Source organism: Kitasatospora sp. NPDC101183, from assembly GCF_044767945.1.
Lineage (GTDB): Bacteria > Actinomycetota > Actinomycetes > Streptomycetales > Streptomycetaceae > Kitasatospora.
This window is the reverse complement of sequence record NZ_JBIWOW010000027.1, coordinates 1-25765: the sequence shown is the minus strand read 5'-3', so window position 1 is coordinate 25765 and position 25765 is coordinate 1. Positions and strand designations below refer to the sequence as shown.

The window sequence follows — 25765 nt, the reverse complement described above, 5'->3', positions numbered from 1 at the left end:
AGCGCCGCCCGCCGGTTTGGCCTGAACCTTGTCGGTCCAGGTCGAACCGTCCCACCAACGCACCGTGTTGGGCTGACCCGATGGATCGTCGTACCAGCCGCTAGGAACACTCCCCGTCGTCATGCGGCGGATATTAGCAGTGCGTCGATGGGATGGTCATTTCAAGTCACCGCAGATGTGCGCGGGCTGACCAAGCCTCAGAACACCATGGTGTAGACCATGAGGTTCATGCCGGGGATCGGGGACCAGTCGCGCTCGGGGGTGCGCAGGAAGCCGACGCGCTCGTAGACGCGGTGGGCGGTGGTCATGGTGGGCTGGGTGGAGAAGGCCATGCCGGCCAGGCCGAGTTCGCGGCTGCGGGCGACGCTCGCGCGCACCAGCGCCTCGCCCACGCCGCGGCCCCGGGCGGCGGCCGCGGTGGCGAGCATCCGTATCTCGCCCTCCCGCTCGGTGGCGATGTCGGCCCACTCGGTGCCGCCGGCCGCGAAGGTCACGCAGCCGAGGACCTGCTGGTCGGAGGCGTCGACGGCGACCAGGAGCTCGGCCTCGCGGGCGCGCCGCCCGGCGTCGCGCAGCAGCTCGACGTAGGGGCTGTCGGGTCGGGTGAAGCCGTCGCCGACGAAGGAGTCGACGGTGATCCGGCCGGCGTCTGCGAGGTCCTGGGGGAGGGCCCGTCGGATGAGGATGTCCATCCGGCCAGTGTGCCGGAGCCGTGGTCGGTGGTGATCCGGGGGGTGCTCCGTACCGGGAGGGTCGCCGGGTCGGCCGAGGGGCGCAGGGAGGCGGCGGGCATGGTGCCGTACAGCCGGTCGAGGTGGTCCGGGTCGGCCCGGTGGCCGCCGGGGCGGAGGTAGGTGCCGGCCGCGGGGCCGCGGCCGAGTTCGCGTCCGATCATCGTGCCGAGGAGGCCGAAGCCGCCGACGGCGCCGGCGATGGCGAGCACGCCGGCGAGGGTGTCGCTGTCCATGGCTCCACTCTGGCCGGGCGCCGCGGGGCCCACGAGTGGCAGGAACACCCGATGCCGTCGAATTCCTGCCACCGCGGCCCTTCCGCCGCCACCGGGTGGCCGGGCATCCTGGCGGCATGCTGAAGAACGTCGTCGCCGTGGTGCTGGAGGAGGTCCACCCCTTCGAGCTGGGCGTGGCCTGCGAGGTGTTCGGGCTGGACCGCACGGCGGAGGGCCTGCCGGGGTACGACTTCGCGATCGCCGGCGCCCGCCGGGGCCCGCACGCCACCCACGCGGGCTTCACGATGGACGTCCCCCACGGGCCCGAGCGCCTGGCCGGCGCCGACCTCGCCGTGGTGACGGCCTCCGCCCTGCGCGAGTCCTACCCGGAGCCGCTGCTGGAGGCGCTGCGCCAGGTGGTGGCCGACGGCGGCCGGGTGCTGTCCATCTGCAGCGGCGCCTTCATCCTGGGCGCCGCCGGGCTGCTGGACGGCCGCCGCTCGGCCACCCACTGGCGGCACAGCGAGGAGCTGGCCCGGCGGTTCCCGGCCACCGCCGTCCAGGCCGACGTGCTGTACGTGGACGACGACCCCGTGCTCACCTCGGCCGGGACGGCCGCCGGCATCGACGCCTGCCTGCACCTGGTGCGCAGGCTCCAGGGAGCCGAGGTGGCCCGGGAGATCGCCCGCCGGATGGTGGTGGCGCCCCACCGGGAGGGCGGGCAGGCCCAGTTCGTGAACCGCCCGCTCCCCGAGCGCGACGGCGTCTCGCTGGCGCCGCTGCTCGACTGGATGCGCCACCACCTGGATGAGGAGGCGACCGTCGAGCAGCTGGCGGCCCGGGCACACCTGTCGCCGCGCACCTTCGCCCGGCGCTTCCAGCAGGAGACGGGCACCACCCCGCACCGCTGGCTGGTCGGGCAGCGGGTGCTGCTGGCCCAGCGGCTGCTGGAGTCCACCACCGAGCCGGTGGACGCGATCGCGGCCCGCTGCGGCTTCGGCAACGCGGCGGCGCTGCGGCACCACTTCGGGCGCCGGCTGGGCACGACGCCGCTGGCCTACCGGCGGTGCTTCGGCGGGAGCTAGCTCGCCGCCCCCAGGTGCCCGACGCCGTTCCACTGTTCCGGGCGCAGCCGCCCGTCCTGGGCGCGCCACAGGCTGGTCGAGCAGTTGAGCACCGGCCCGAGGGCGACGAGCTGCTCCTCGGTGAGCCGGTCGAGCGCGTAGCGCAGCATCAGCACGGTGCAGTCGTGCGCGACGAGCAGGACGGGCCGTCCGGCCTCCTCCTCGCCGACGTCCCGCAGCAGGCTGCGCACCCGCAGGGCGACGTCCGCCCAGGACTCGCCGCCGGGCGGGCGGTAGTACAGCTCGCCCATCTTGCGGCGGCGGGCGGCCTCCTCCGGGTGCTTGGCCTCGATGGCGGCCTTGGGCAGCATCTCCAGGATGCCGAGTTCGCGGTCGCGCAGCCGCTCGTCGTAGCGGACGGCGAGGGTGACGGGCACGGCGCCGAGGCCGGCGGCCTGGGCGAGCGCGATCCGGGCGGTCTCGGCGGTGCGGACGTACGGGGAGCACCAGACGCTGCGCGGGCGGTCGGCGGCGGGCAGGCCGGCCCACCACCGGCCGAGGCCCTGGGCCTGCTGCCGGCCGTGCAGGGAGAGGGGGATGTCGGCGTCGCGGCAGCTGATCGGGACGCTGAGGGCGCCGGTGGCGTCGGCGAGCTGGAACTCGACGTTGGCGGTGGACTCGCCGTGCCGGGTGGCGATCAGCAGGGACGGCAGCCGGGTGGCGGCGGGCCGGTGGGTCGCGAGGTGGTGGTGGCCGTTCGAGTGCTGGCCGTTCTGGTGCTGCGTGGGCTGGTGCTGGCCGTTGAGGGTGGTGCCGAGTTCTGCCATGACCGCGAGCTCCCCGTGGGTCGATCAGGTTCCGGCCGTTCGCCGGTCCGGTCTGGTGGTGCCCGGCGTGCACGTCAGTTCATACATATGATCGCGCCGCCTTTTCCAGTGTTCACGGAGAAGGCGGCGCGACCACAGGGCGCGTGCGGCGGGAATCAGTGCGCCGCTACGGGCTCCGGCGCGTTCTTCGGCTCCTCACCACCGCCCTCGGCGCTGTAGTCGCCGGGTGCCGTCTCGTCCCGTCCGACCGGCGCCTTCACGGCCCGCAGGACCAGGGTGAGCGCCACCGAGACGATCAGGTTGAGCGCGAAGGCCGTCAGGCCGATGTAGCCGAGCTGGCCGATCCCGGGGATCTCGGCCGCGTTGCCGCCGAAGTGCTTGACCTTCGGGGTGTGCTGCTCGTACGCCTGCCAGGTGCCGTAGACCATGCCGGCCGCCCAGCCGGCGAACAGCGCCCAGTGGTGGAACCAGCGGGTGAACAGGCCGCCGACGATCGCCACGAAGGTCTGCAGGATCCACAGGCCGCCGAGGAGCTGGAGGTTGATCGCGGCCTGCTTGTCCATGCCGAGGACGAAGACCAGCGCGCCGACCTTCACCAGCAGCGAGACGAGCTTGGCCACCCGGGTCTCGTCGGCGGGGGTGGCGGCGGGCTTGAGCCACTCCTTGTAGACGTTGCGGGTGAACAGGTTGGCCGCCGCGATGGACATGATGGCGGCCGGCACCAGCGCGCCGATCCCGATCGCGGCGAAGGCCACGCCGGTGAACCAGTCCGGGAACATGTTCGCGAACAGCTGCGGCACCGAGAGCTGGGTGTTGAAGTTCTTGTCCCCGCTGCCGATGCCGGCCGCGATGGCCATGAAGCCGAGCAGCGCCAGCAGGCCGAGCATCAGCGAGTACGCCGGCATGATCGCCATGTTGCGGCGCACGGTGTTGCGGGACTTGGACGCCAGCACGCCCGTCACCGAGTGCGGGTACATGAACAGCGCCATCGCCGAGCCGAGGCCGAGCGTGGCGTACACCCACTGCTTGTCCACCGGGACAGTCATCGAGCCGGTCTTGGCGGCCTTGAAGTGGGCGGCGGCCGAGTCGAAGATGTGGCCGTAGCCGCCGAGCCGGATCGGGATGTAGATCACCGCGACGATGATCACGATGTAGACCAGCGCGTCCTTGACGAAGGCGATCAGCGCCGGGGCGCGCAGCCCGGAGGAGTAGGTGTAGGCGGCCAGCACGCCGAAGGCGAGGAACAGCGGCAGGTCCTTGACGAACCAGTTGGCGTCCGCCCCGCCGCCGACGCCGAGCACGTCCAGCACCGCCTGGATGCCGACGAGCTGCAGCGCGATGTACGGCATGGTGGCGAGGATGCCGGTGAGCGCGACCACCAGGGAGAGCGGCCGCGAGCCGTAGCGCCCGCGCACGAAGTCGGCCGGGGTGACGTAGCCGTGCACCCGGGAGACCGACCAGAGCCGGGGGAGGAAGAGGAAGACCAGGGGGTAGGCGATGATCGTGTACGGCACCGCGAAGAAGCCGGCCGCGCCCGTCGCGTACACCGCCGCGGGGACGGCGATGAAGGTGTACGCGGTGTAGAGGTCGCCGCCGAGCAGGAACCAGGTCACCCAGGTGCCGAAGCTGCGCCCGCCCAGGCCCCACTCGTCCAGGTGCGCGGCGTCGCCGGCGCGGCGCCAGCGGGAGGCGAGGAAGCCCATCACGGTGACGAGGGCGAAGAAGAGGACGAAGACCACCAGGGCCGGCACGTTGACGTCCTTCATCGCACGCCTCCGCTGCGGGCCGCCTTGCGGGCCTTCTCGTCACGGTTGATCAGCAGGTAGGCGGCGACGGTGAAGACCGCCGACACAGGTACCCAGAGCAGCTGGTACCAGTAGAAGAAGGGGACGCCGGACACGGCCGGGTCGGTCTTGTCGTAGGAGGACACCCAGAGCATCGCGACGATCGGCACGAGCAGGGCGAGCCCGGCCAGGACCCGTTCGGGCGTCACCGCCGGTACGGGCTGTCCGGTCGTCTGGGGTGTGTCGGCTGCGAGTGGATCGGGTTCTGAGGGCATCTCGGCTGCGCTCCGGAGGGTAGCTCCCCGTCGATGCCGCAGCCCTGGGGAGCCGTGCGCCCCCCACGAGCCCGCCGAGCGGCACCAGCGGTGATCGACGGTCGGTACGGCTGCGAAATGTAGAGCATGACGTGACCCATGTCACCGGGAACGGCACAACTTCCCACCGGACGGACCGCCGCGCGCCCGCGTGCGCCGGGGCGGCGCGGGCGCGGCGTCCCCTACTCCGGGCGCTTGAGGCGGGTGATGAACTTGTAGCGGTCGCCCCGGTAGATGGAGCGGACCCACTCGACCGGTGCGCCGTCCGCGTCGAAGGAGTGGCGGGAGAGCTGGAGCATCGGCAGGCCGAGGTCGGAGCCGAGCAGGCCGGCCTCGCGCGGGTTGGCGAGGGTGGTCTCGATGGTCTCCTCCGCCTCGGCGACGGTGACCCCGTAGACCTCGCGCAGCGCGGTGTAGAGGGAGTTGTGCTTGGCCAGGTTCTTGCGCAGCGCGGGGAAGCGCTTGGCGGAGAGGTGGGCGACCTCGATGGCCATCGGGTCGCCGTTGGCCAGGCGCAGGCGCTCGATGCGCAGCACGCGCCCGCCGGGCTTGATGTCGAGCAGCGGCGCGAGCCGGTCGTCGGCGGTGATGTAGCCGATCTCGATCAGCCGGGAGGCGGGCTCCAGGCCCTGGGCGCGCATGTCCTCCGTGTAGGAGGTGAGCTGCAGCGCCTGGGCGACCTTGGGCTTGGCGACGAAGGTGCCCTTGCCCTGGATGCGCTCCAGCCGGCCCTCGACGACCAGCTCCTGGAGGGCCTGGCGCACGGTGGTGCGGGAGGTGTCGAACTGGGCGGCGAGCGCCCTCTCCGGTGGTACGGGCGTTCCGGCGGGCTGGGTCTCGGTGAGCTGGAGCAGGTGCCGCTTGAGGCCGTAGTACTTGGGGACGCGTGCGGTCGGGTCGGTGCCGGCCTGCGTGGGGAGGTTCTTCACCTCGGGGTCGTTGACCTGGGCGCTGGTTCCCCCGTCGCTGCTCATCCGGCCTGTTCTCCCGCTTCTCGCGGGGCCTTTTCAGGCCCCGCCACATCGTTAACGGACCACATCGTTGCATGTATGGCTACGGAACGAATACCTCATCACGCGATGAACGATGTGCGGTGTCGGCTTGATAACGGGTGGTCGAGATCGGTCCAACGGCCGTTGACAGGCCCATTGGTCTAGGCCAAGCTCCAGGCATCTGGTCTACACCACTAGGCCGGTTCCGATGAATCCCCCCACCCGTTCGAAGGGGTCCGCGGCACCTTTCCTCCCGCTTTGCGTGGGTATGCCGCTGCCACCCGACGTGGGGTACCCAGGCATCCCTCAGGAGGATGGCGTGAAGCGTCAGCTCATCGCGGCGGTCGGCGTCGCAGCAATGGTCGTCGGCCTCGCGGCTTGTGGCTCGGACAGCAAGAAGTCGGACGACAAGGGTGGTTCGTCGTCGACCAGCGCTGCCTCCTCGCCCGACAAGTACAAGGGCAAGACGCTCAAGGTGTGGACGATGAGCGGCACGGCTCCCAAGGGCTGGACCGACTCCGTGAAGACCGAGTTCGAGACCGCCTACCCGGGCTCGAAGGTCGAGTTCGCCACCCAGGAGTGGGGCGGCATCGGTGCCAAGGTCACCGCCGCGCTCTCCGAGGGCTCGGTCGACGTCCTCGAGGTCGGCAACACCCAGACCGCCGGCTACGCCGCCTCGGGCGGTCTGCTGGACATCACCAAGGACAAGTCCGCCCTCGGTGGCGACGACTGGGCCGCCAACCAGAACGAGTCGGCCATCCTGGACGGCAAGCAGTACGCCGCCCCGTGGTACGTCACCAACCGCGTGGTCGCCTACAACAAGGACCTCTGGGCCAAGGCCGGTCTGACCGACACCCCGAAGACCCTGGACGAGTTCTACACCGACCTCGACAAGCTCAAGGCCACCGCCGGCGTTGCCGACCCGATCTACATGCCGGGTCAGGAGTGGTACGTCTACTTCGGTCTGCTCACCTCCGAGGGTGGCAAGATCGCCAAGAAGGACGGCGACAAGTGGGCCGGCGGCCTGTCCTCGCCCGAGGCGCAGAAGGCCTTCGAGACCTACAAGAAGCTCCAGAGCTACTCGGTCACCGGTCCGAAGGACAAGGACGAGGCCACCCCGCAGCAGAAGGACGTCTTCGGCAAGGGTGACGTCGGCGCCATGATCGGCCTCGGCTGGGAGCTCCCGAAGGAGGAGGTCCTGCCGGCCAGCAAGGTCGGGTTCTTCCCGCTCCCCGGCAAGACCGCCGACAAGGCGTCCGGCGTGTTCCTCGGTGGCTCGAACCTGGCGATCGCCGCGCAGAGCAAGAACACCGACATGGCCAAGGACTTCCTGAAGATCGCTCTCAACGACAAGAACGAGAGCATGTTCGCCGCGTCCGGCAGCATCCCGAACAAGGCCAAGCTGAACAGCCAGATCAAGGGTGACTTCGCCGTCGCCGCCCAGAAGGCCGCCGCCGTCGGCGCCATCACCCCGAACACCCCCAACTGGGCGAGCGTCGAGGACAACCCGAACCCGATCAAGGAGTTCCTGACCGCGGCCCTGACGGGTGACCCCGTCGCCGCGGCCAAGAAGGCGGACGACGAGATCGCGAAGCGTCTCAACCAGAAGCAGTAAGTGCTGAGCGGCGTCGCTCACCGGCCCCCGGCGGGGGGCCGGTGGGCGACGCCTGTCCGTCGTGGCCGGTTGTGAGGAAGTGAGAACGATGGCTGTGCATTCGGAGCGGGTGCAGACACCGTCCCCGGAGTCGGGGGACGAGGTCGTGGCCAAGGAAGTGAGCGGTGCCGGCAACGGCGGCGGCGGGCACGCCGCGTCGAAGCGCACCAGATCCGCGGGCGGCCCGGGCCTGGGCGCCCGCTTCGCGCCGTACGCCCTGCTGCTACCCGCCACGGTGGCCACCATCGCGCTGCTGGGCTGGCCGCTGGTGAAGATCTTCCTGTTGTCGTTCCAGAACCTCAACAGGCGCCAGCTGGTCATGCACCTCACGGAGTGGACCGGCTTCGACAACTACAAGGAGCAGCTGAGCGACCCGGAGTTCTGGGCGGTCACCGGTCGCACCATCGCCTTCACGGCGGTCAACGTGGTGCTGATCATGGTCGCCGGCACCCTGGTCGGCCTGCTGCTCAACACCCTCGGCAAGAAGATGCGCTTCGCGCTGTCCATCGCGCTGGTGCTGGCCTGGGCCATGCCGATCGTCGCCGCCACCACGGTCTACACCTGGCTGTTCGACTCCCAGTACGGCGTCGTCAACTGGATGCTGGACAAGGCCGGCTGGCACTCGATGGCCGGCTACAACTGGACGAGCGACGAGTACACGACGTTCTTCGTCATCATCCTGCTGATCGTCTGGATGTCGATCCCGTTCGTGGCGTTCAACATGTACGCCGCGCTGACGACCATCCCCAAGGAGCTGTACGAGGCCGCCCGCATGGACGGCGCCGGCTCGAGCAAGATCTTCAGCCTGGTGATCTTCCCCAACCTGAAGCCCTTCTTCCTGGCCACGACGTTCCTGGAGATCATCTGGGTCTTCAAGTGCTTCACCCAGGTCTACGCCATCAACGCCGGTGGCCCCGACAAGCTCACCCGGACCCTCCCCGTGCACGCCTTCCTGGAGGGCTCCTCCGGCCAGCACTACGGCGTCGGCTCCGCGATCGCCGTGCTCACGATCCTGATGCTGGTCGTGCTGATGGCGTACTACTTCCGCATCCTGATCAAGCAGGAGGACGAGCTGTGAGGCGCTCTCTCTTCGGACGTACCTGGCCGAACGTGATCGCGGTCGTCCTCATCGTCTTCTTCATCTTCCCCGTCTACTGGATGATCGCCACGTCCTTCAAGAAGGACCAGGACATCACCAGCAAGACGCCGGTGTTCATCCCGTTCAGCGCGACGCTGGAGCACTACACCACCGCCACCGGGGCCGAGAACTTCTGGACGTACGTCACCAACAGCGTGGTCGTCACGGTCAGCGCGGTGCTGCTGTCGCTGTTCATCGCGACCATGGCGTCCTTCGCCCTCGCGCGCATGAAGTTCCGCGGCCGCAAGGGGTTCGTGCTGGTCGTCATGATGGCGCAGATGGCCCCGTGGGAGGTGATGACCATCGCGGTCTACATCATCTCGCGCGACAACGACATGCTGAACAGCCTGGTCCCGCTGACCCTCTTCTACATGATGATGGTCCTGCCCTTCACCATCTGGACGCTGCGCGGCTTCATCGCCGCCGTGCCCAAGGAGCTGGAGGAGTCGGCCATGGTGGACGGCTGCACCCGCCCCCAGGCCTTCGTGAAGGTGATCTTCCCGCTGCTCGCCCCCGGACTGATGTCGACCTCGCTGTTCGGCTTCATCACGGCGTGGAACGAGTTCCCGCTCGTCCTGATCCTCAACAAGGACGAGGGCAAGACCCTCCCGCTGTGGCTGTCCTCCTTCAAGACCGCCTTCGGCAACGACTGGGGCGCCACCATGGCCGCCTCGACGATGTTCGCCCTGCCGGTCCTGATCCTGTTCATCTTCCTGCAGCGCAAGGCGGTCGGCGGTCTGACCGACGGCGCCGTGAAGGGCTGAGTCGACGTGAGCATCCTCGTCCCCACCTCCCTGGACAGCGACCAGCTGCACCGGGACGCGCTGACCGTCCTGCAGCCCGGCTTCGTCGGCACCGAGCCGCCGGAGTGGCTGCGCCGCCACCTCGCCGCCGGCCTCGGCTCCGTCGCGCTGTTCGACCGCAACGTGGTCGACCTCGACCAGCTGTCCGCGCTCACCGCCGCGCTGCGCGCCGAGAACCCCGACCTGCTCGTCGCCATCGACGAGGAGAGCGGCGACGTCACCCGCCTGGAGGCCGGCTCCGGCTCCTCCTGGCCGGGCAACCACGCGCTCGGCGCCATCGACGACCCGGGGCTGACCCGGGACGTCGCCCGCGAGCTGGGCCGGGCGCTGGCCGCCGCCGGCGTCAACTACAACTGGGCGCCCACCGCCGACGTCAACTCCAACCCGCGCAACCCGGTCATCGGCGTCCGCTCCTTCGGCGCCGACCCGAAGCTGTGCGCCCGGCACACCGCCGCCTGGGTCGAGGGCCTGCAGTCGGCCGGCGTGGCCGCCTGCTCCAAGCACTTCCCCGGCCACGGCGACACCGCGGTGGACTCCCACCACGGCCTGCCGGTCATCGACGTCGACCTGGACGTGCTGCGCGCCCGCGACCTGGTGCCCTTCGAGGCGGCCATCGCCGCCGGCACCAAGGCCGTGATGACGGCCCACATCATGATCCCGGCGCTGGACCCGAAGCTGCCGGCCACCCTGAGCCCGGCCGTGCTGCGGGACCTGCTGCGCGCCGCGCCCGAGGACGGCGGCCTGGGCTACCAGGGCCTGATCGTCAGCGACGCGATCGAGATGGGCGCCATCGCCGACACCTTCGGCATGGGCGAGGGCACCGTGCTGGCCCTGGCGGCCGGCGCGGACGCGATCTGCGTGGGCGGCGGGCTGGCCGACGAGGAGACCGTGCTGATGCTGCGCGACGCCATCGTGGCGGGCGTGCGCTCGGGCCGGATCTCCGAGGAGCGCCTGGCCGACGCCGCCCAGCGGGTCCGCTCGCTGGGCAGCTGGGCCCGGATCGCGGCCCAGGGCGAGCAGCCCGAGCCGGACCTCGCGGTCGGCCTGCGCGCCGCCCGACGGGCCCTCAAGGTGGTCCGGGCGCCGGGCCGCGAGGTGCTGCCGGTGACCGAGCGGCCGTACGTGGCCTCGTTCTCGGACGAGCCGAACATCGCCGTCGGCGACGTCACCCCGTGGGGCGTGGCCGGGATGCTGGCCGACCGCTTCCCCGGCACCCGCACCCGCGAGGTGTCGCCCTCCCAGGCCTCGCCGGAGCTGCTGGACGCGCTGGTCGCCGAGGTGGTGGCCGGGGCCGAGGGCCGTCGCCTGGTGCTGGTGGTCCGGGACGCGCACCGGCACGCCTGGATGGCCGCCGCGCTGAGCCGCCTGGTGGCGGCCCGGCCGGACGCCGCCGTGGTCGAGATGGGGCTGCCCCAGTCCGAGCCCACCGGCGCGCTCCACATCGCCACCCACGGCGCCGCCCGGGTCTGCGGGCTGGCGGCCGTGGAGGTCCTCACCGGGCAGTCGGGAGCGATCGGCTGAAGCTCCGACAGACGTCACCCTCAGTGATGAGGGAGCGTCGGGTGAACGGGCCCGTCATGCGCATGTCGCATGGCGGGCCCGTTCCGTTTCCACCCCGTTGACCTGCGAGGGAGTCATATGACCGTGCTCCCTCAAGTGGGCCTTAAATCGGTCTTAAGTTCCACTTAGGGTGACGATGAGGCAACTGATCGCCACGGGGTACAACGGCTCTGCAACGGCCGTGGCAACAAAGGCTTTTGGCCGTTGACACCACCCTTGGTCTAGGCCAGAGTCCACTGCATCCGGTTCGAACTTCAACCTCACCGGATGTGGTATCGGCCCTCCCCGAACGCTCTTCGCCGCCCCGGCCCGGACTCTCCGTGGCGGGCGCCAGCACGCCGCCGGTGGGCAACACGGCTCTCAACCCTTCGGAGGATGGCGTGAAGACGCGTCAACTCAAGACGACGTTCGGCATCATGGCGCTCGCGATCGGCCTCACGGCCTGCTCATCCTCGGGCTCGACCTCGGCCGACAAGAGCCCCGCCTCCGACCCCAAGGCCGCGAGCGGCACCGTCACCGTCTGGCTGATGGACGACGCCCAGAAGAACTGGCCCGACCTCGTCCAGCGCGTCAACGACGAGTTCGCGGCGAAGTACCCCAAGGTCACCCTGCGGCTGGTGTACCAGGGTTGGGCCGACAAGGTCAGCAAGCTGGACAAGGCCATCGCCGACGGCAGCGCCCCCGACGTGGTCGAACTCGGCAACACCGAGACCATGAAGTACGTGCTCTCCGGCGCGCTCGCCCCGGTGGACCGCAGCAGCTTCGACAACTCCGACGCCTGGATCAAGGCGCTCGCCAACACCTGTACGTACCAGGACAAGCTCTGGTGCGTGCCGTACTACGCCGGCGCCCGCGTCGCCATCTACAACTCGGCCGCCTTCCAGCAGGCCACCGGCAGTGCCGAGTTCCCGAAGACGGAGACGGACCTGACGGCGGCGCTCGACAAGATCGCCGAGAAGAACAAGTCCGACAAGTCCTTCTCCCCGCTCTACCTGCCGGGCCCGTACTGGTACGCGGCGGCGAGCTACGTGGCCGCGTACGGCGGCAGCATCGCCAAGTTCGACTCCTCGGGCAACTGGCACGGCACCCTGCACGACCCCAAGTCCGTGCAGGGCATCACCCACTTCGTCGAGCTGGTGCGCAAGTACAACAAGGGCGACCAGACGGCCAACGAGCAGAACCAGTACGAGTCGATGGCGCGCGGCCACGCCGCCGCGTTCTACGGCAACGGCTACGAGGCCGCCAGCGTCAGCGCCCCGGTCACCGGTGACCCGAGCCTCAAGGACGCCGTCAAGCTCGCCACCATGCCCGGCCCGGACGGCAAGCCGCTGCCCACCTTCATCGGCGGCTCCGACCTCGCCGTCACCGCCAAGTCCCAGCAGACGGCGCTGGCCACCGACTGGGTGCGGATGTTCACCAGCGGCAAGTCCCAGCAGGCCCTGGCCGACAAGGACATCCTGCCCAACAACCTCACCCAGCTGGCCCCGCTCAAGAACAAGCCGACCACCGCCGCCGCGGCCAACGCCGTGCCGGACGCCTGGTTCACCCCGCTGGCCCCCGGCTGGGGCGCGGTCGAGAAGCAGAAGATCCTGCCCGACATGCTGACCGCCATCCTCAAGGGCAAGTCCGTGGACCAGGCCACCAAGGAGGCCGACGCCGCGATCGACCAGCTCATCAACACCCAGTCCTGACCCGCCGCCTGCGCACGCCCCGCCGTGGGGGCGGGGCGTGCACAGGCCCCGCGGGCTCGCTGCCCGTACGATGACCGCCAGGGCGTGTCCGAGGACATGCCCGAAGTGCGTCACCCGCAGCGAGTGTGCGGACTCGCCGCCGTAGAGGTCCCCGCCGGGCGCCCGCCCGCGCGGGGTCGACCCATCTCATCGGAGGCACATCCAGATGTCCGACCCTCAGACCGTTCCCGGCCGGATCATGGCGGCGGAGATGGCCGAGCAGCCGGCCGTCCTGCGGCGCATCCTCGACGAGGGCGCCCCGAAGATCCGCCGGGTCGCGGCCGAGATCGCCGGCCGCAAGCCCCGCTTCGTCCTGCTGACCGCGCGCGGCACCTCGGACAACGCCGCGCTGTACGCCAAGTACCTGATCGAGATCCTGCTCGGCAAGCCCGCCGGTCTGACCTCGATGTCCACCACCACCGCGTACGGGGCCAAGCCGGACCTCACCGACGTCCTGGTGATCACCGTCAGCCAGTCCGGTGGCTCGCCCGACCTCGTGGCCTCCACCAAGGCCGCCCGCGAGGCCGGGGCGATCACCCTCGCCGTCACCAACAACCCCGACTCCCCGCTCGCCGAGGTCTCGGAGTTCCACGTCGACGTGCTGGCCGGGCCGGAGAAGGCCCTGCCCGCCACCAAGACGTACACCGCCGAACTGCTCGCCCTCTACCTGCTGGTCGAGGGCCTGCGCGGCGGCGACGGCGAGGCCGCCCGCGACCTCCCGGCCCTGGCCGCCGGCGTGCTGGAGCGCCACGCCGAGGTGAAGGCGCTGGCCGAGCGGTACCGCTTCGCCCAGCGGCTGGTGATCACCTCGCGCGGCTACGGCTACCCGACCGCCCGCGAGGCGGCGCTCAAGCTGATGGAGACCACCTACATCCCCGCCACCCCGTTCTCCGGCGCCGACCTGCTGCACGGCCCGCTGGCGATGGTGGACAACGTCTCGCCGGTCATCGCGATCGTCCCGGACGGCAAGGGCGGCGAGGCCCTGCAGCCCGTCCTGGACCGGCTGCGCGGCCGGGGTGCGGACCTGGTGGTCGTCGGTCAGCAGGCCCAGGTGGACGCGGCCTCGGCCGGCTTCGCGCTGCCGCCGGGCGTGCCGGAGGAGGTCCAGCCGATCCTGGAGATCCTGCCGCTGCAGCTGCTCGCGTACGAGGTCACCATCGCCCGCGGCCAGGACCCGGACGCCCCGCGCGCCCTCGCCAAGGTGACCGAGACGCGCTGAAACACGTGAACCGGGCCCCGTCCACAGCCTGTGGACGGGGCCCGGTCCTGTGAGCGGCGGGCATCCGGTGCGGGGAGGCGACCGGCCCGGGGCCGGAAAGCACTACGGGCCACGGCGCCGACGCGGGACCCTCAACCCACGCGGCACCGCAGCCCGGAGCTGTCGTCGGCCACCGGGGACGATCGAGAACTGTGCGGGGTCCTCGTTCGGCGGTGTCCGACCGAGGAGCGGCCTCGCGCGGTCAGGGCAGTTGCGCGGTGGGCCATCTCCTTGGTGCCCTTTCATTGTGGACTAGACCAATCAGGCTTGTCCAGGCCCCGTGGCAAATTGGTCTAAACAACTCCGACGGCCCGCCGGACGGTACGCCCGCCCCGCCCGCCGTACGGTCCGCCGCGCCCGCGCCGGACCTGCGGCGCTACCCTCGCCCTGTGCCCTCGCTGAACGAACTCGTCCGCCGCCACACCACCCTCACCGGGGCGGACGTGGAATGGCTCCACCTGCTGGTCTCGGAGTGGCAGCTGCTCTCCGACCTCTCCTTCGCCGACCTGGTGCTCTGGATCCCCACCTGGGACGGCATCCGCTACGTCTCCGTGGCCCAGATGCGGCCCAACACCGGCCCCACCTCGTACCAGGACGACATGGTCGGCCACCTCGTCCCGCGCGGGCGCCGCCCGCTGCTGGACGCCGCCTTCGACGAGGGCCGCATCGTGCGCGAGGGGGACCCGGAGTGGCGCGAGGAGGTGCCCGTACGGGTCGAGTCGATCCCCGTGCGCCGCGAGGGCAAGGTCCTCGGGGTGATCGCCCGCAACACCAACCTGCTGACCGTGCGCACCCCGAGCCGGCTGGAGCTCACCTACCTCCAGAGCGCCTCCGACCTGGCCCAGATGATCGCCGCCGGCAGCTTCCCCTTCCTCGGCGTCGAGCAGGCCGACATGGACGCCGCCCCCCGCGTCGGCGACGGCCTGATCCGCCTGGACGCGGACGGCATCGTCACCTACGCCAGCCCGAACGCCCTCTCCGCCTACCACCGCCTGGGCCTCACCACCGACCTGGTCGGCAGCCACCTGGGCCGCGCCACCGCCGACCTCGCCCCGCCGTCCCGCACGGCCGTCCACGAGGCGCTGGTGAAGATCGCCAGCGGCTGGGCGCCCCGGCAGACCGAGGTCGAGGCCCAGGGGGGAGTGGTGACGCTGCGGGCGATCCCGCTCAAGCCCAAGGGCACGCTGACCGGTTCGCTGGTGCTCTGCCGGGACGTGACGGAACTGCGCCGCCGCGACCGCGAGCTGATGACCAAGGACGCCACCATCCGGGAGATCCACCACCGGGTGAAGAACAACCTCCAGACCGTCGCCGCCCTGCTGCGGCTGCAGTCGCGCCGGATGGAGTCCGAGCCCGCCCGGGCGGCGCTCGACGAGGCAGTGCGCCGGGTCGGCTCGATCGCGATCGTGCACGAGACGCTCTCCCAGGGGCTGGACGAGCACGTGGCCTTCGACGAGATCGCCGACCGGGTGCTGGCGATGGCGATGGAGCTCTCCCAGGACGGCCGGGTGCACACCCGGCGCACCGGCAGCTTCGGCATCCTCTCCGCCGAGGTGGCCACCCCGCTGTCGATGGTGCTGACGGAGCTGCTGCAGAACGCCCTGGAGCACGCCTTCGGCCCGACGGCCTCCGGCAACCTGGAGGTGAGCGCCCTGCGCGGGCGCGCGCCGGCCACCGGCAAGGGCTGGTCGGACAGTTGGAACGGCGGGGCCAGACCGGAGGAGTACCTGCTGATCACCGTGCAGGACGACGGGCGGGGGATGCCGGAGGGGTTCGACCCGAAGTCGGCGGGCAACCTCGGCCTCCAGATCGTCCGTACGCTCGCCTGCGGGGAACTCGGCGGAACGTTCGACATGGTGGCCGGACCGGAGGGCGGGACCAAGGTGATCCTGGAGATTCCGGTGCGTTGAGGTGTGCGGCAGGGGCGTGCACACGGCGGACGCGCCGGGTGAACGCCCCACGCGCCCCGCGCGCGAGAAACGGCGGGCACCGGAAGCGGGATGCGGGAGCGGAAAACAGAAACGAGGCCCTGTCGACCGGGGGGGTGGGTCGACAGGGCCTCTCAACCCGTTCCGGCCGTCGGGGGGAGTCGGCCGGAGCAGGGGCTCTGGGTGGTGCGACACCTCACCGGTGCGTTGCACACGGTGAGCGCCTGGGGTCCACGATATTGCTCTGTGTGAACAGTATCAAGTGGCAGGGCGGTCCGGTGTCGCGGGGCCTGGTCCAGCAAGGCCCTTTGTGCGGAAGGCTTCACCAGGAGGTGCAGGGAAGCCTGTGATCATGAGTCGATCGGTACTGCGGTCACTGCTGGTGTGCGGCCCGTGTCACGTGGCGTGATCGGGCAGCCGTGTTCAGGCGTGAATCAGGCGGTGCGGGCGCGGTTGCGGGCGGCGCGGCGCTTCATCGCACGACGCTCGTCCTCGCTCATACCGCCCCAGACGCCGGCATCCTGACCGGTCTCGAGCGCCCACTGCAGGCACTGCTCCATGACCGGACAGCGGCGGCACACGGCCTTGGCTTCCTCGATCTGCAGCAGAGCAGGACCGGTGTTCCCGATCGGGAAGAACAGCTCCGGGTCCTCTTCGCGGCAGACAGCGCGGTGGCGCCAGTCCATGGTCGTCCAACTCCTCCTGCCGCGGGGGTCACCCGGTCGGCATAATCGATGGCCTTGTGAATGTGAACGCTTTCACGAATCCCACAACAGCAAAAGAGACCAAAGGCCCATCGGGCCCGGGAGGTCTGTGCTGGGAGGGGATTCGGCGATTCGAGGGGCGTCTCGCGGTCAGCTCCCCTGTGTAGCCGGGGTGGCCGTCGCTGCGAGGTGTCCCGATCGCCATGTAGAGGTTCGCAAACCTCGGGCTCGGATACAACCCCCTTCGGGGAGGAATTTTTGATTCTTCGGTGTCGCCTAGCTCACAGCCAGTACTTCTATGGAGTGAAGGGGGCTTGTGCGTTCGAGAAGAAGGGCGAACCCCCCTTCCGGTCACACAATCACACGCAGTGCCCGCCGAACGCCTGTGAAACTGACGCGACTCCGGTCTCCAAGATGGTCCCCGTCGACTTGGAACGGGGCCGGTTCCTCCGAAACCAAGGTGAAGTGTCTGACGTCGTGATAGGAGACGACGTGCTTCCCGCTCGGCCCGGCCGGCGGGGCGCCGTCGCTCGAAGGCGCGTACGACCGCAGGATCTGACGGATCGTTCGAGCCGTACCGAACGCCGTCATCCGGGTGATCCCGAAGACGTCGAGGTCCGTGTCGAAGGAGGCCTGGGGTGAGGGGTAGACCGGACGGTTGCCGAGGAACGTCCACGGCGAGGTGTTGCTGACTATCGCCATCACCAGGCCCGGAACCCGCTCGTGGCCCGGGATTTCCAGGCTCACGGGGCCCCGGCGGCGCTGCTCACGCTGGGTGAAGTAGTGCCGGACGGCCTGCCCCACGTACAGGGCGTGGGTGGACTTGCGCCCGGCCCTGCGCTGCTCCTCGACGCGGCCCACCACCCCGGCGTCGAAGCCGTAGCCGGCGGTGAAGGTGAACCAGCGGTCCGCCAGCCCCTCCGTCATCGCCTTGCCCAGCCCGATCGGGCGCTCCCGCCCGCGCTCCAGCGCGTCCAGCAGGGCCCCGGTGGCCTCCACCGGGTCGTTGGGCAGGCCCAGGGCGCGGGCGAACACATTGGTCGAACCGCCCGGCACCACGGCCAGTCGCGGGACCTTCTCGCCCGGGCCGTGCGCGAGCAGCCCGTTCACCACCTCGTTGACGGTGCCGTCGCCGCCGAGGGCCACCACCAGGTCCACCGTGCCGTCCGTGGCGGCCTCCTGCGCGAGGTCGCGCGCGTGGCCCCGGTACTGCGTCTCCGCGACGTCGAGCTTGAGGTCGCTGCGCAGGGCGTGGATCAGCACGTCCCTGGTCCGGCCACTGGTGGTGGTGGCCTTGTGGTTCACGACCAGGAGAGCGCGCATGGGGAAAGCCTACGGGTCGGTACGGACCAACCGGCGGCTACCCTGCTGGAGTGACCGCAGAAACCACCGCACCCGCCACCACCCGCCCGGTCCCGCTCACCCTGGGTGCCGCCATCACCGCCCTGGAGGGCGCCGCGCTGGCCGTCGTCGGCGTCTGGGACATGGTGTCCGCGCTGTCGGGCCAGTCCAAGCAGCTGGCCCTCAACGAGTTCGGCGGCGTGGTCATCGTGCTGCTCGGGGTGCTGCCGGTGCTGGCCGCCCGCGCGCTGCTCAAGGAGCGCCGCTGGGGCCGCAGTCCGGCCGTGCTGACCAACTCGATCTGCCTGCCGGTCGCCTACTACATGTTCGAGAGCGGCGGCGCGATGGTCGTCGTCGGTGCGCTGGTCGGCCTGCTCGGGCTGGTCGGCATCGGGTCGCTGCTGAACCCGCGCACGACGGCGGCCCTGTACGCCCAGCACGAGGGCTGAGCACACAGGGCCGCCGGAACCGCTGACCGGCCGTCAGGCCTACTCCTCCACGAGGAGCTTCTCCCGCAGCTGGGCCAACGTGCGGGCCAGCAGCCGGGACACGTGCATCTGGGAGATCCCCACCTCGGCGGCGATCTGCGACTGGGTCATGTTGCGGAAGAACCGCAGCACCAGGATCTTCTGCTCCCGGGGCGGCAGTTGGGCCAGCAGGGGCTTGAGCGACTCGCGGTACTCGACGCCCTCCAGCGCCTCGTCGGTGGCGCCCAGGGTGTCCGCCACGGCCGGCGACTCGTCGTCGCTGTCCGGGACGTCCAGGGACAGCGTGGAGTACGCGTTGGCGGACTCCAGGCCCTCCAGGACGTCCTCCTCGGAGATCCCCAGGTGCTCGGCCAGCTCGTGCACCGTGGGGGAGCGGCCGTGCCGCTGGGAGAGCTCGCTGGTCGCCGTGGTGAGCGACAGCCGCAGCTCCTGGAGCCGACGCGGTACCCGGACCGCCCAGCCCTTGTCGCGGAAGTGCCGCTTGATCTCGCCGACGATCGTCGGCGTCGCGTAGGTGGAGAACTCGACCCCGCGCTCGTGGTCGAAGCGGTCCACCGACTTGATCAGGCCGATGGTGGCGACCTGGGTGAGGTCGTCCAGCGGCTCCCCGCGGTTGCGGAACCGCCGGGCCAGGTGCTCGACCAGCGGGATGTGCATCCGCACCAGCTGGTTGCGCAGCTCGACGCGCTCCGTGGAGCCCTCGGGCAGCGCGGACAGCCGGACGAACAGCGCCCGGGCCGCCTCCCGGTCCGGCGCGCCGGTGCGGTGCGTGACCTGGGCGGGCACCGTGCCGTGCGGCTCCCCGGCCTCGTCCGCCGGCTCGGGCGGGGTCGGCGAGGAGTGCGACGGATCAGACGTCGGCTCGGTCGGCTGGCTCATCCGGTGGGCGTCCTTCGGGTGCGCTTCGTCGTTGGCGGCGAGGCCGGGAACGCTCGCCTGGGTCGGTACGGCAGGGCCCGCCGTCGCGAGGCCGGTACGGTCCAGATCACTCACGGCCATTCCCCCGTTCCGTTCCGGGAGCACCGGGGCCGTCGGCCCCGGTTTCGTCTCGTTGGTCGTACCGCCCTCGGGGCGGTACCGGGAGCCGCCCGCGACCGCCCCTGGCGGGGGAGTGGCGGACGGCCCTTGCACGGGTGCTGCTGAGGGGCCGGCTAGTGGGCGGCGGAGCCGCCGCGCTTCTTGTGCAGGCTGATGGACACGGTCTTGTCCTCGCCGACGGAGGAGTCCACCTCGCCGGCGAGCGCCGAGAGCACCGTCCAGGCGAAGGTGTCCCGTTCGGGGGCCTTGCCGTCGGTGGTCGGCGCGGAGACGGTGATCTTCAACGAGTCTCCGACCAGCCTGAACTCGCAGGCCAGGACCGAGCCCGGCACGGCCTGCTGGAGCAGGATGGCGCAGGCCTCGTCGACCGCGATCCGCAGGTCCTCGATCTCGTCGAGGGTGAAGTCCAACCGGGCCGCGAGCCCGGCGGTTGCTGTTCGCAGCACCGAGAGATAGGCCCCCGCCGCGGGCAGCCGGACCTCCACGAAGTCCTGAACTCCGAGATCGTCGTCGATCTGGGACACCCTTGCCTCCTGGGTGGCGTGCTGTGCTTCCTTGGTACCCCGTGAAGGGGTTCGATGCCAGGTGTTCCCGCCATCGAGGTCGATGCCTTGCCTTCCGCACACGGTGCGGGAGTTACTCATGGTAAGGCATTGCGACGCAGGGTGGCAGTGGCTTTGCGCGACTGCCGCAGGCGGATCAGCGCGGGGTGCCGGCGGCGGTGAGCGCCTCGCCGGTGAGCCGGTAGACCGTCCAGCCCGTCATCGGTACGGCGCCGAGGGACTCGTAGAACTCGATCGAGGGCTGGTTCCAGTCCAGCACCGACCACTCCACCCGCGAGTATCCGCGCTCGACGGCGATCCGCGCCAGCTCCAGCAGCAGCGCCTTGCCGTGGCCGCCGCCGCGCGCCTCGGGGCGGACGTAGAGGTCCTCCAGGTAGATCCCGTGGGTGCCGCGCCAGGTCGAGAAGTTGAGGAACCAGACCGCGAAACCGACCGGCTCGCCGGTCGTGTCGTCCTCGGCGATGAGGCCGAACAGCGCCGGCTGCGGGCCGAACAGCGCGGCGTGCAGCTGCTCGTCGGTGGCCACGGCCGCCTGCGGTTCCTTCTCGTACTCCGCGAGTTCGCGGATCATGGCGCGGATGACGGGGACGTCGCTGGCGACGGCGGTGCGGATCATGCCTCCGAGAGTACCGACCGGGCCCGGTTCCTCCCAGGCCCGGCCGATGAAAATCCTGAGGTCAGCGGGCCAGGGCGGGCAGGCTCAGGTACTGGGCGAGCGAGGAGATCGCGGCCGGGTTGCGGGGGCTCTCCACGAGGTCGACGTAGTCCATGACGAAGATCCGGTCGTTCCTGATCGCGGAGACGCCGGCCAGCGCGGGCAGCGACTTGAGGAACTTCCGCTTCTCCTCGGCGCTCACCGAGCCGTAGTTGTTGATCACGATCACCTCGGGGTCGCGCTGCACCACGCTCTCCCAGCCGGTGGTCACCCAGGAGTCGGCCAGGTCGTGCATGACGTTCACGCCGCCGGCCTTGGCGATGATCTCGTCCGCGGCGGCGAACCTCCCGGCGGTGAACGGCTTGTCCTGGCCGCTGTCGTAGAGGAAGACGGACGGGTGGTTCACGGGGCGCACGGTCGCATCGATCTGCGCCTTGAAGTGGGCGATCAGCTTGTCGGCGCGCTCGCGGACGTCGAAGATCTCGCCGAGGTTGGCGAGGTCGGTGTAGAGCGCCTCCAGCGGGTCCATCACGCCGCGCTCGCCGCCCTTGCCGCTGCGGCAGGACTCGGTGAGCACGTACGACTCCACGCCGAGGGCCTTGAACGCCGCCGGGGTGATCCCGCTGCCCTCGTCGAAGCCGTAGTGCCAGCCGGCGAAGACCAGGTCGGCCTTGGCGTCCAGGGCGATCTCCTTGGTGATCACCTTCTTGGAGAGCCAGGTGGTCCTCTCGTACTCGCCCTTCCAGGCCACCTTGTCGATCTGGCCCTTGTCGTCGGGCATCACGTAGCCGGCCATCCGGTCGGAGAGGCCGAGGGCGAACATCAGCTCGGTGATGCCGACGTCGTTGGTGACCGTCCGGGCGGGCTTCTGCGCGAAGGTCAGCTTCGTGCCGCAGTTGTCGACGGTCACCGGGTAGTGCGCGGAGGCGGCGGCCGGCTTCTCGGCGGGGGCGATCTCCGCGCCGCAGGCGGTGAGGCCGAGGGCGAGCAGGGCCGTGGCGGCAACGGGCTTGGTACGCATGGTGGTTCTCCTAGAGACGGTCGAACAGCAGCTGGAGGGCGCCGGTTCCGGGGTGCCGGACGGGCGTGGCCCGGACGCCGAACACCTCGGCCAGCAGCGCGGGGCGCAGCACCTCCTCGGGCGGCCCGGAGGCGACGATCCGGCCGGCCCGCAGCACGTACAGCAGGTCGCAGTGGCCCGCCGCGAGGTTGAGGTCGTGCAGCGCGGTGAGCACCGTCGGCCCGGCCTCGCGGGCGAGTGCGAGCACCTCCAACTGGTGGGCGATGTCGAGGTGGTTGGTGGGCTCGTCCAGCACCAGCAGCCGGGGCTCCTGGACGAGCGCCCGGGCGATCAGGGCCCGCTGCTTCTCGCCGCCGGACAGGTTCAGGAAGCCCCGCTCGGCGAGGTGGTCCACGCCGACCCGGCGCATGGCCTCGGCGCAGCGCTCCCCGTCCGCCGGGTCGGGGCCGGAGAGGCCGCGCCGGTGCGGCAGCCGTCCCATGGCGACGACCTCGGCCACGGTGAAGTCGAACTCGGCGGAGTGCTCCTGCGTCAGCGCGGCGACCCGGCGGGCGGTCTCGCGCGGGGTGAGGGCGTGCAGGTCGTCGCCGTCCAGCCGTACGGCCCCGCCCGCCGGGCGCAGCACCCGGTAGACGCAGCGCAGCAGCGTGGACTTGCCGCTGCCGTTGGGCCCGATCAACCCGACCACCTGCCCGGGCTCGGCCCTGAGGCTCACCTCATGGACGAGCTTCGCCCCGGCCAGCTCCACGGAGACGCCCTCCACACTGAGCTCTTCGGGCTTCGCCATCAGCGGCCTCCCAGGGCGTGGCCGCGGCGGCGCATCATCAGCAGGAAGGCGGGCACCCCGAGCACGGCGGTGAAGACGCCGACGGGCAGTTCGGCGGGGGCCAGCAGGGTGCGGGAGGCGATGTCCACCCAGACCAGCAGCAGGGCCCCGGCGAGCGGGGCGATCAGCAGCACCCGGCGGTGCCCGGCGCCGACCAGCATCCGGGCCAGGTGGGGCATCAGCAGCCCGACGAAGCCGATCGCCCCGCTGACGGCGACGACGGTTCCGGTGACGGCGGCCGTGACGACGAACAGTTCGCGGCGCAGCCGGTCCGGGTCCACGCCGAGGGAGGCGGAGGTCTCGTCGCCCATGGCGAGGGCGTCCAACCGCCCCGCGGCGCAGGCCAGGTAGGCGAGGCCGGCGAGGACGGTCCCGGCGGCGATCGGCACCGAGCCCCAGGTGGCGCCGCCGAGACTGCCGAGCAGCCACATCATGACGTCCCGGGCGGCCTCGCCCCGGTCGGCGGAGAAGACCATCAGGGAGGTGACGGCGGAGAACCCGTAGGACAGCGCGGTGCCGGTGAGCACCAGCCGCAGGGGAGTGAGCCCGTACGCGGTGCGGGCGGCGAGGTAGACCAGGGCCATGGCGGCCAGCGCCGAGCCGAAGGCGGAGACGGAGATCGCCCAGATCCCGAGCGCGGAGAAGGCACCGAGCAGGATCACGGCGTTGGCGCCGACGGCGGCGCCGGAGGAGATGCCGAGGACGAACGGGTCGGCGAGCGCGTTGCGCACCAGCGCCTGTACGGCGACGCCGGTGGCGGCCAGTCCGGCGCCGACCACGGCGGCCAGGACGGTGCGCGGCAGCCGGATCTGCCAGACGATCGCGTAGGCGGAGGCCTCGTCCGCCTCCAGCCGTCCGCCCGTCAGTCCGGCGCCGAGCAGCCGCAGGACGTGCGGGAGGTCGAGCCCGGCGGCGCCGAGGGCGACCCCGCAGACGAGGGAGACGAGCAGGGCGAGGGCCAGGCCGAGGGCCAGGGGCAGGGCGGGTATTCGGCGCGGGGGCGGCGGGCTGGTGCTCACGGTCACGGGCGGCTGCGCTTTGCCTCGGGCCGTGGGTGCGCCGGGCCGGGCCGCCTGCCGGGCTGGGCCGGGGTGCCGTCCCCTCGCAGTCCGCGGCGAGTCGTCGGGAGTCCGCGGCCGGGGGCGATCGGGCTGGCGGGGCCGTACGGGCTCCGCACACCGTTGCGGGTCAGCGCCGGACTCTCACCGGACTTCTCCCTCGGACGCCCCGGCAGCATAACAGCCGCTCAGGGCAGGCAACCCTTACCGAGGCTTCCCGTGCCGTCGGACGCACGACCGCCCCCGTCCGACGGTGCGGACGGGGGCGGCCGGGTGGCGACGCGTCAGGCTCAGGCCTGCTTGGTCTCCCAGAAGATCTTGTCGACCTCGGCGATCAGGTCCAGCAGGGCCTGGCCGGTGGCCGGGTCCGTCGACGCCTTCGCGGCCGAGGCGGCCTTGAGGGTGTCGTTGATCAGCTGGTGCAGCTGCGGGTACTTCTCGAAGTGCGGGGCCTTGAAGTAGTCGCTCCACAGCACCGAGATGTGGTGCTTGACGGCCTCGGCGCGCTGCTCCTTGATGATGACGGCGCGGGCGCGGAAGTGCGGGTCCTCGTTGGCCTGGTACTTCTCCTGGGTGGCCTTGACCGACTCGGCCTCCAGCTTGGCCTGCGCGGGGTCGTACACACCGCAGGGCAGGTCGCAGTGGGCGTGCGCGGTGACGCGCGGTGCAAACAGACGAGAGAACATGGGAGTCCTTCCTTAGATCGTCTTCCCGCGGCCGAGACTACCGCTCCCCCCTCGTGGTTTCGCGGTCGGGAGGCAGGAGTAGGGCCAAAGACCGAGTCGAACCGGACATCGGACGGGTGACGGTCCGTACGGCACACTGGGGGCGGGCAGCGCGGAGGAGGAGTCGTGGCGCGGAGCACGGAGACGGAGCGCGGCGCGCTGCCGTTCGGGCTGGTCGACGTGGCGGGCCCGTCCATGGTGCCGACCCTGCGCGAGGGGGACCAGCTGCTGGTCCGCTACGGGGCGCCGATCAGGGCGGGGGCCGTGGTGCTGTTCCGCCACCCCTTCCAGCAGGACCTGCTGGTGGTGAAGCGGGCCGCCGAGCGCCGCTCGAAGGGTTGGTGGCTGCTGTCCGACAACCGCCCGGTGGACAGCGACAGCCGCTCCTACGGCCCCGTGCCGGACGACCTCGTCCTCGGCCGGGTGCTGCTGCGGCTGCGCCCCTCCCCGGCCTGGCTGGCGCCGGGCAGGGGGCTGGAGCGGCTGCTGCTGGCCCCCCGGCTGGCCCGGGTGCCGGGCCTGGCCCGGAAGCTGGGCGTCTGGGCCGAGGAACGCTAGGACTGCTGGAGCGCGGCCGCGGCCTCCTGGCGCTTGCGGGCCCGGTAGGCGGCCACGTTGGCGCGGGTGGCGCAGCGGTCGGAGCAGTAGCGCCGGGAGCGGTTGGTCGAGGTGTCCAGGTAGGCGTTGCGGCAGGGCGCGGCCTGGCAGATGCCGAGCCGGTCGGCGCCCATCTCGGTGAGGTGGACGGCCAGGCCCATGCAGGCCACCGCGCTGAAGTGGGCCGTGGCGGTGGGGGAGTTGTCGGCCAGGTGCAGGTGCCAGCGGGGCCGGCCCGCGTCGTCGAGGTGGTCGTGGCCGGAGACCAGCGGGCTGACGGGGTACTCCATCAGCAGGCTGTTCAGCAGGTCGACGGAGCGGACCTCCTCGCCGTCGGCGGCGGCCTCGAAGACGCCGCGCAGCCTGGTCCGTACGGCCCGCAGCCGGGGTACGTCGGACTCGTCGGCCAGGGCGGCGGCCCGGGAGGAGTCGGAGAAGAGGCCGCGCACGGCCTCCACCGAGGTCAGGGCGTCGGTGCCGCGCTCGGGCTCCTCGGTGTTCACCAGCCGGACGGCGAGGTCGGCGTACGAGGCCAGCTCCACGGCGGCGGTCCTTCCAGAATCGGTAACGGGCTGACAGCTTCCAGCCTATTACCTCCGGAGTCAAAACGTCGGGGGCCCGCCCGGTTTTTACGCCCGGGGCCCCCCCGCCCGACCCGGCGCCCGGCTCACCCCCACACGTGCGCGCCAACCCCCGCGCCCCCCCACAGGGGGGTGTGGCCCCCCGTGGCCAAATGCGTAGGGGGGCTGTT

General features: G+C 71.1%; 25 protein-coding genes, 1 pseudogene and 1 riboswitch. Of the genes and pseudogenes, 10 read left to right on the top strand and 16 right to left on the bottom strand.

Annotated features, from left to right (window positions below; all coding sequences use genetic code 11):
• Positions 1–12 precede the first annotated feature (12 nt).
• Together ACIRRS_RS30580 and ACIRRS_RS30575 are read right to left on the bottom strand one after the other, a co-directional pair.
• A pseudogene (locus ACIRRS_RS30580) lies at positions 13–123 on the bottom strand (DUF2510 domain-containing protein); the annotation flags it as partial.
• A 74-nt stretch (positions 124–197) separates the two neighbouring features.
• Complete coding sequence (locus ACIRRS_RS30575; RefSeq protein ID WP_402977491.1) at positions 198–692, bottom strand: GNAT family N-acetyltransferase; 495 nt, start codon at positions 690–692, stop codon at positions 198–200.
• Between the two features lie 391 nt (positions 693–1083).
• Here ACIRRS_RS30575 and ACIRRS_RS30570 point away from each other — a divergent pair, with 391 nt between their 5' ends.
• Positions 1084–2031, top strand: a complete 948-nt coding sequence (locus ACIRRS_RS30570) for a helix-turn-helix domain-containing protein (protein ID WP_402977488.1) — start codon at positions 1084–1086, stop codon at positions 2029–2031.
• On the opposite strand, the gene ACIRRS_RS30565 is transcribed toward ACIRRS_RS30570, so the two are convergent.
• The 4 genes from ACIRRS_RS30565 to ACIRRS_RS30550 form a co-directional block, all read right to left on the bottom strand.
• Positions 2028–2837, bottom strand: coding sequence for a histidine phosphatase family protein (locus ACIRRS_RS30565; RefSeq protein ID WP_402977485.1), 810 nt, complete (start codon positions 2835–2837; stop codon positions 2028–2030). The genes ACIRRS_RS30570 and ACIRRS_RS30565 overlap by 4 nt on opposite strands.
• Positions 2838–2992: 155 nt before the next feature.
• Positions 2993–4603, bottom strand: a complete 1611-nt coding sequence (mctP, locus tag ACIRRS_RS30560; RefSeq protein ID WP_402977482.1) for a monocarboxylate uptake permease MctP — start codon at positions 4601–4603, stop codon at positions 2993–2995.
• Entirely contained in the window at positions 4600–4830 is a 231-nt protein-coding gene (locus ACIRRS_RS30555) for a DUF3311 domain-containing protein (RefSeq protein ID WP_402977479.1), read from the bottom strand. Before ACIRRS_RS30555 ends, mctP begins: the two co-directional genes overlap by 4 nt.
• Before the next feature lie 287 nt (positions 4831–5117).
• Positions 5118–5909, bottom strand: a complete 792-nt coding sequence (locus tag ACIRRS_RS30550) for a GntR family transcriptional regulator (protein WP_402977476.1) — start codon at positions 5907–5909, stop codon at positions 5118–5120.
• A gap of 337 nt (positions 5910–6246) precedes the next feature.
• Between ACIRRS_RS30550 and ACIRRS_RS30545 the strand changes: the two genes are divergently transcribed.
• From ACIRRS_RS30545 to ACIRRS_RS30515, 7 genes are all read left to right on the top strand, one after another.
• Positions 6247–7542 carry an extracellular solute-binding protein gene (locus ACIRRS_RS30545; RefSeq protein WP_402977474.1) on the top strand — a complete coding sequence of 432 codons (1296 nt, stop codon included), beginning with the start codon at positions 6247–6249 and terminating at the stop codon, positions 7540–7542.
• An 88-nt stretch (positions 7543–7630) separates the two neighbouring features.
• Entirely contained in the window at positions 7631–8659 is a 1029-nt protein-coding gene (locus ACIRRS_RS30540) for a carbohydrate ABC transporter permease (protein ID WP_402977472.1), read from the top strand.
• Complete coding sequence (locus tag ACIRRS_RS30535) at positions 8656–9483, top strand: carbohydrate ABC transporter permease (RefSeq protein ID WP_402977469.1); 828 nt, start codon at positions 8656–8658, stop codon at positions 9481–9483. The genes ACIRRS_RS30540 and ACIRRS_RS30535 overlap by 4 nt, the downstream gene beginning before the upstream one ends.
• 6 nt (positions 9484–9489) lie before the next feature.
• On the top strand, positions 9490–11043 hold the full coding sequence (locus ACIRRS_RS30530; RefSeq protein WP_402977466.1) for a glycoside hydrolase family 3 protein: 1554 nt from the start codon (positions 9490–9492) through the stop codon (positions 11041–11043).
• 455 nt (positions 11044–11498) lie between these two features.
• Positions 11499–12773 (top strand): extracellular solute-binding protein, encoded by a 1275-nt coding sequence (locus ACIRRS_RS30525; RefSeq protein ID WP_402977681.1) that lies wholly within the window; start codon positions 11499–11501, stop codon positions 12771–12773.
• A 205-nt stretch (positions 12774–12978) separates the two neighbouring features.
• Positions 12979–14031: an SIS domain-containing protein gene (locus ACIRRS_RS30520; protein ID WP_402977463.1), complete on the top strand. Its 1053-nt coding sequence runs from the start codon at positions 12979–12981 to the stop codon at positions 14029–14031.
• A gap of 428 nt (positions 14032–14459) precedes the next feature.
• Positions 14460–15980 carry a sensor histidine kinase gene (locus ACIRRS_RS30515; RefSeq protein ID WP_402977460.1) on the top strand — a complete coding sequence of 507 codons (1521 nt, stop codon included), beginning with the start codon at positions 14460–14462 and terminating at the stop codon, positions 15978–15980.
• Between the two features lie 452 nt (positions 15981–16432).
• Here ACIRRS_RS30515 and ACIRRS_RS30510 read toward each other — a convergent pair whose 3' ends face one another.
• Positions 16433–16684, bottom strand: a complete 252-nt coding sequence (locus ACIRRS_RS30510; RefSeq protein WP_014138019.1) for a WhiB family transcriptional regulator — start codon at positions 16682–16684, stop codon at positions 16433–16435.
• A 369-nt stretch (positions 16685–17053) separates the two neighbouring features.
• Entirely contained in the window at positions 17054–18025 is a 972-nt protein-coding gene (locus tag ACIRRS_RS30505) for a diacylglycerol/lipid kinase family protein (protein WP_402977458.1), read from the bottom strand.
• A gap of 50 nt (positions 18026–18075) precedes the next feature.
• On the opposite strand from ACIRRS_RS30505, the gene ACIRRS_RS30500 reads away from it, so the two are divergent.
• The gene (locus ACIRRS_RS30500; protein ID WP_402977455.1) at positions 18076–18492 is read left to right on the top strand and encodes a hypothetical protein; all 417 of its coding nucleotides are present in this window, start codon (positions 18076–18078) and stop codon (positions 18490–18492) included.
• A gap of 39 nt (positions 18493–18531) precedes the next feature.
• Here ACIRRS_RS30500 and ACIRRS_RS30495 read toward each other — a convergent pair whose 3' ends face one another.
• The 7 genes from ACIRRS_RS30495 to sodN form a co-directional block, all read right to left on the bottom strand.
• Positions 18532–19524: a SigB/SigF/SigG family RNA polymerase sigma factor gene (locus ACIRRS_RS30495; RefSeq protein ID WP_402977452.1), complete on the bottom strand. Its 993-nt coding sequence runs from the start codon at positions 19522–19524 to the stop codon at positions 18532–18534.
• 158 nt (positions 19525–19682) lie between these two features.
• Positions 19683–20093 carry an anti-sigma regulatory factor gene (locus ACIRRS_RS30490; RefSeq protein ID WP_402977449.1) on the bottom strand — a complete coding sequence of 137 codons (411 nt, stop codon included), beginning with the start codon at positions 20091–20093 and terminating at the stop codon, positions 19683–19685.
• A gap of 175 nt (positions 20094–20268) precedes the next feature.
• Complete coding sequence (locus ACIRRS_RS30485) at positions 20269–20748, bottom strand: GNAT family N-acetyltransferase (RefSeq protein WP_402977446.1); 480 nt, start codon at positions 20746–20748, stop codon at positions 20269–20271.
• A gap of 61 nt (positions 20749–20809) precedes the next feature.
• Positions 20810–21808, bottom strand: a complete 999-nt coding sequence (locus ACIRRS_RS30480) for an ABC transporter substrate-binding protein (protein ID WP_402977443.1) — start codon at positions 21806–21808, stop codon at positions 20810–20812.
• 10 nt (positions 21809–21818) lie between these two features.
• Positions 21819–22595, bottom strand: a complete 777-nt coding sequence (locus ACIRRS_RS30475; protein ID WP_402977440.1) for an ABC transporter ATP-binding protein — start codon at positions 22593–22595, stop codon at positions 21819–21821.
• On the bottom strand, positions 22595–23659 hold the full coding sequence (locus tag ACIRRS_RS30470) for a FecCD family ABC transporter permease (RefSeq protein ID WP_402977437.1): 1065 nt from the start codon (positions 23657–23659) through the stop codon (positions 22595–22597). Before ACIRRS_RS30470 ends, ACIRRS_RS30475 begins: the two co-directional genes overlap by 1 nt.
• A 119-nt stretch (positions 23660–23778) precedes the next feature.
• Positions 23779–23850: riboswitch (cobalamin riboswitch) on the bottom strand.
• Positions 23851–23982: 132 nt separating this feature from the next.
• Positions 23983–24378 carry a superoxide dismutase, Ni gene (gene sodN, locus ACIRRS_RS30465; RefSeq protein WP_402977434.1) on the bottom strand — a complete coding sequence of 132 codons (396 nt, stop codon included), beginning with the start codon at positions 24376–24378 and terminating at the stop codon, positions 23983–23985.
• Positions 24379–24612: 234 nt separating this feature from the next.
• Between sodN and sodX the strand changes: the two genes are divergently transcribed.
• Positions 24613–24975, top strand: a complete 363-nt coding sequence (gene sodX, locus ACIRRS_RS30460; RefSeq protein ID WP_402977678.1) for a nickel-type superoxide dismutase maturation protease — start codon at positions 24613–24615, stop codon at positions 24973–24975.
• Here sodX and ACIRRS_RS30455 read toward each other — a convergent pair.
• Positions 24972–25556 carry a CGNR zinc finger domain-containing protein gene (locus ACIRRS_RS30455; RefSeq protein ID WP_402977431.1) on the bottom strand — a complete coding sequence of 195 codons (585 nt, stop codon included), beginning with the start codon at positions 25554–25556 and terminating at the stop codon, positions 24972–24974. The genes sodX and ACIRRS_RS30455 overlap by 4 nt on opposite strands.
• Positions 25557–25765: the final 209 nt, after the last annotated feature.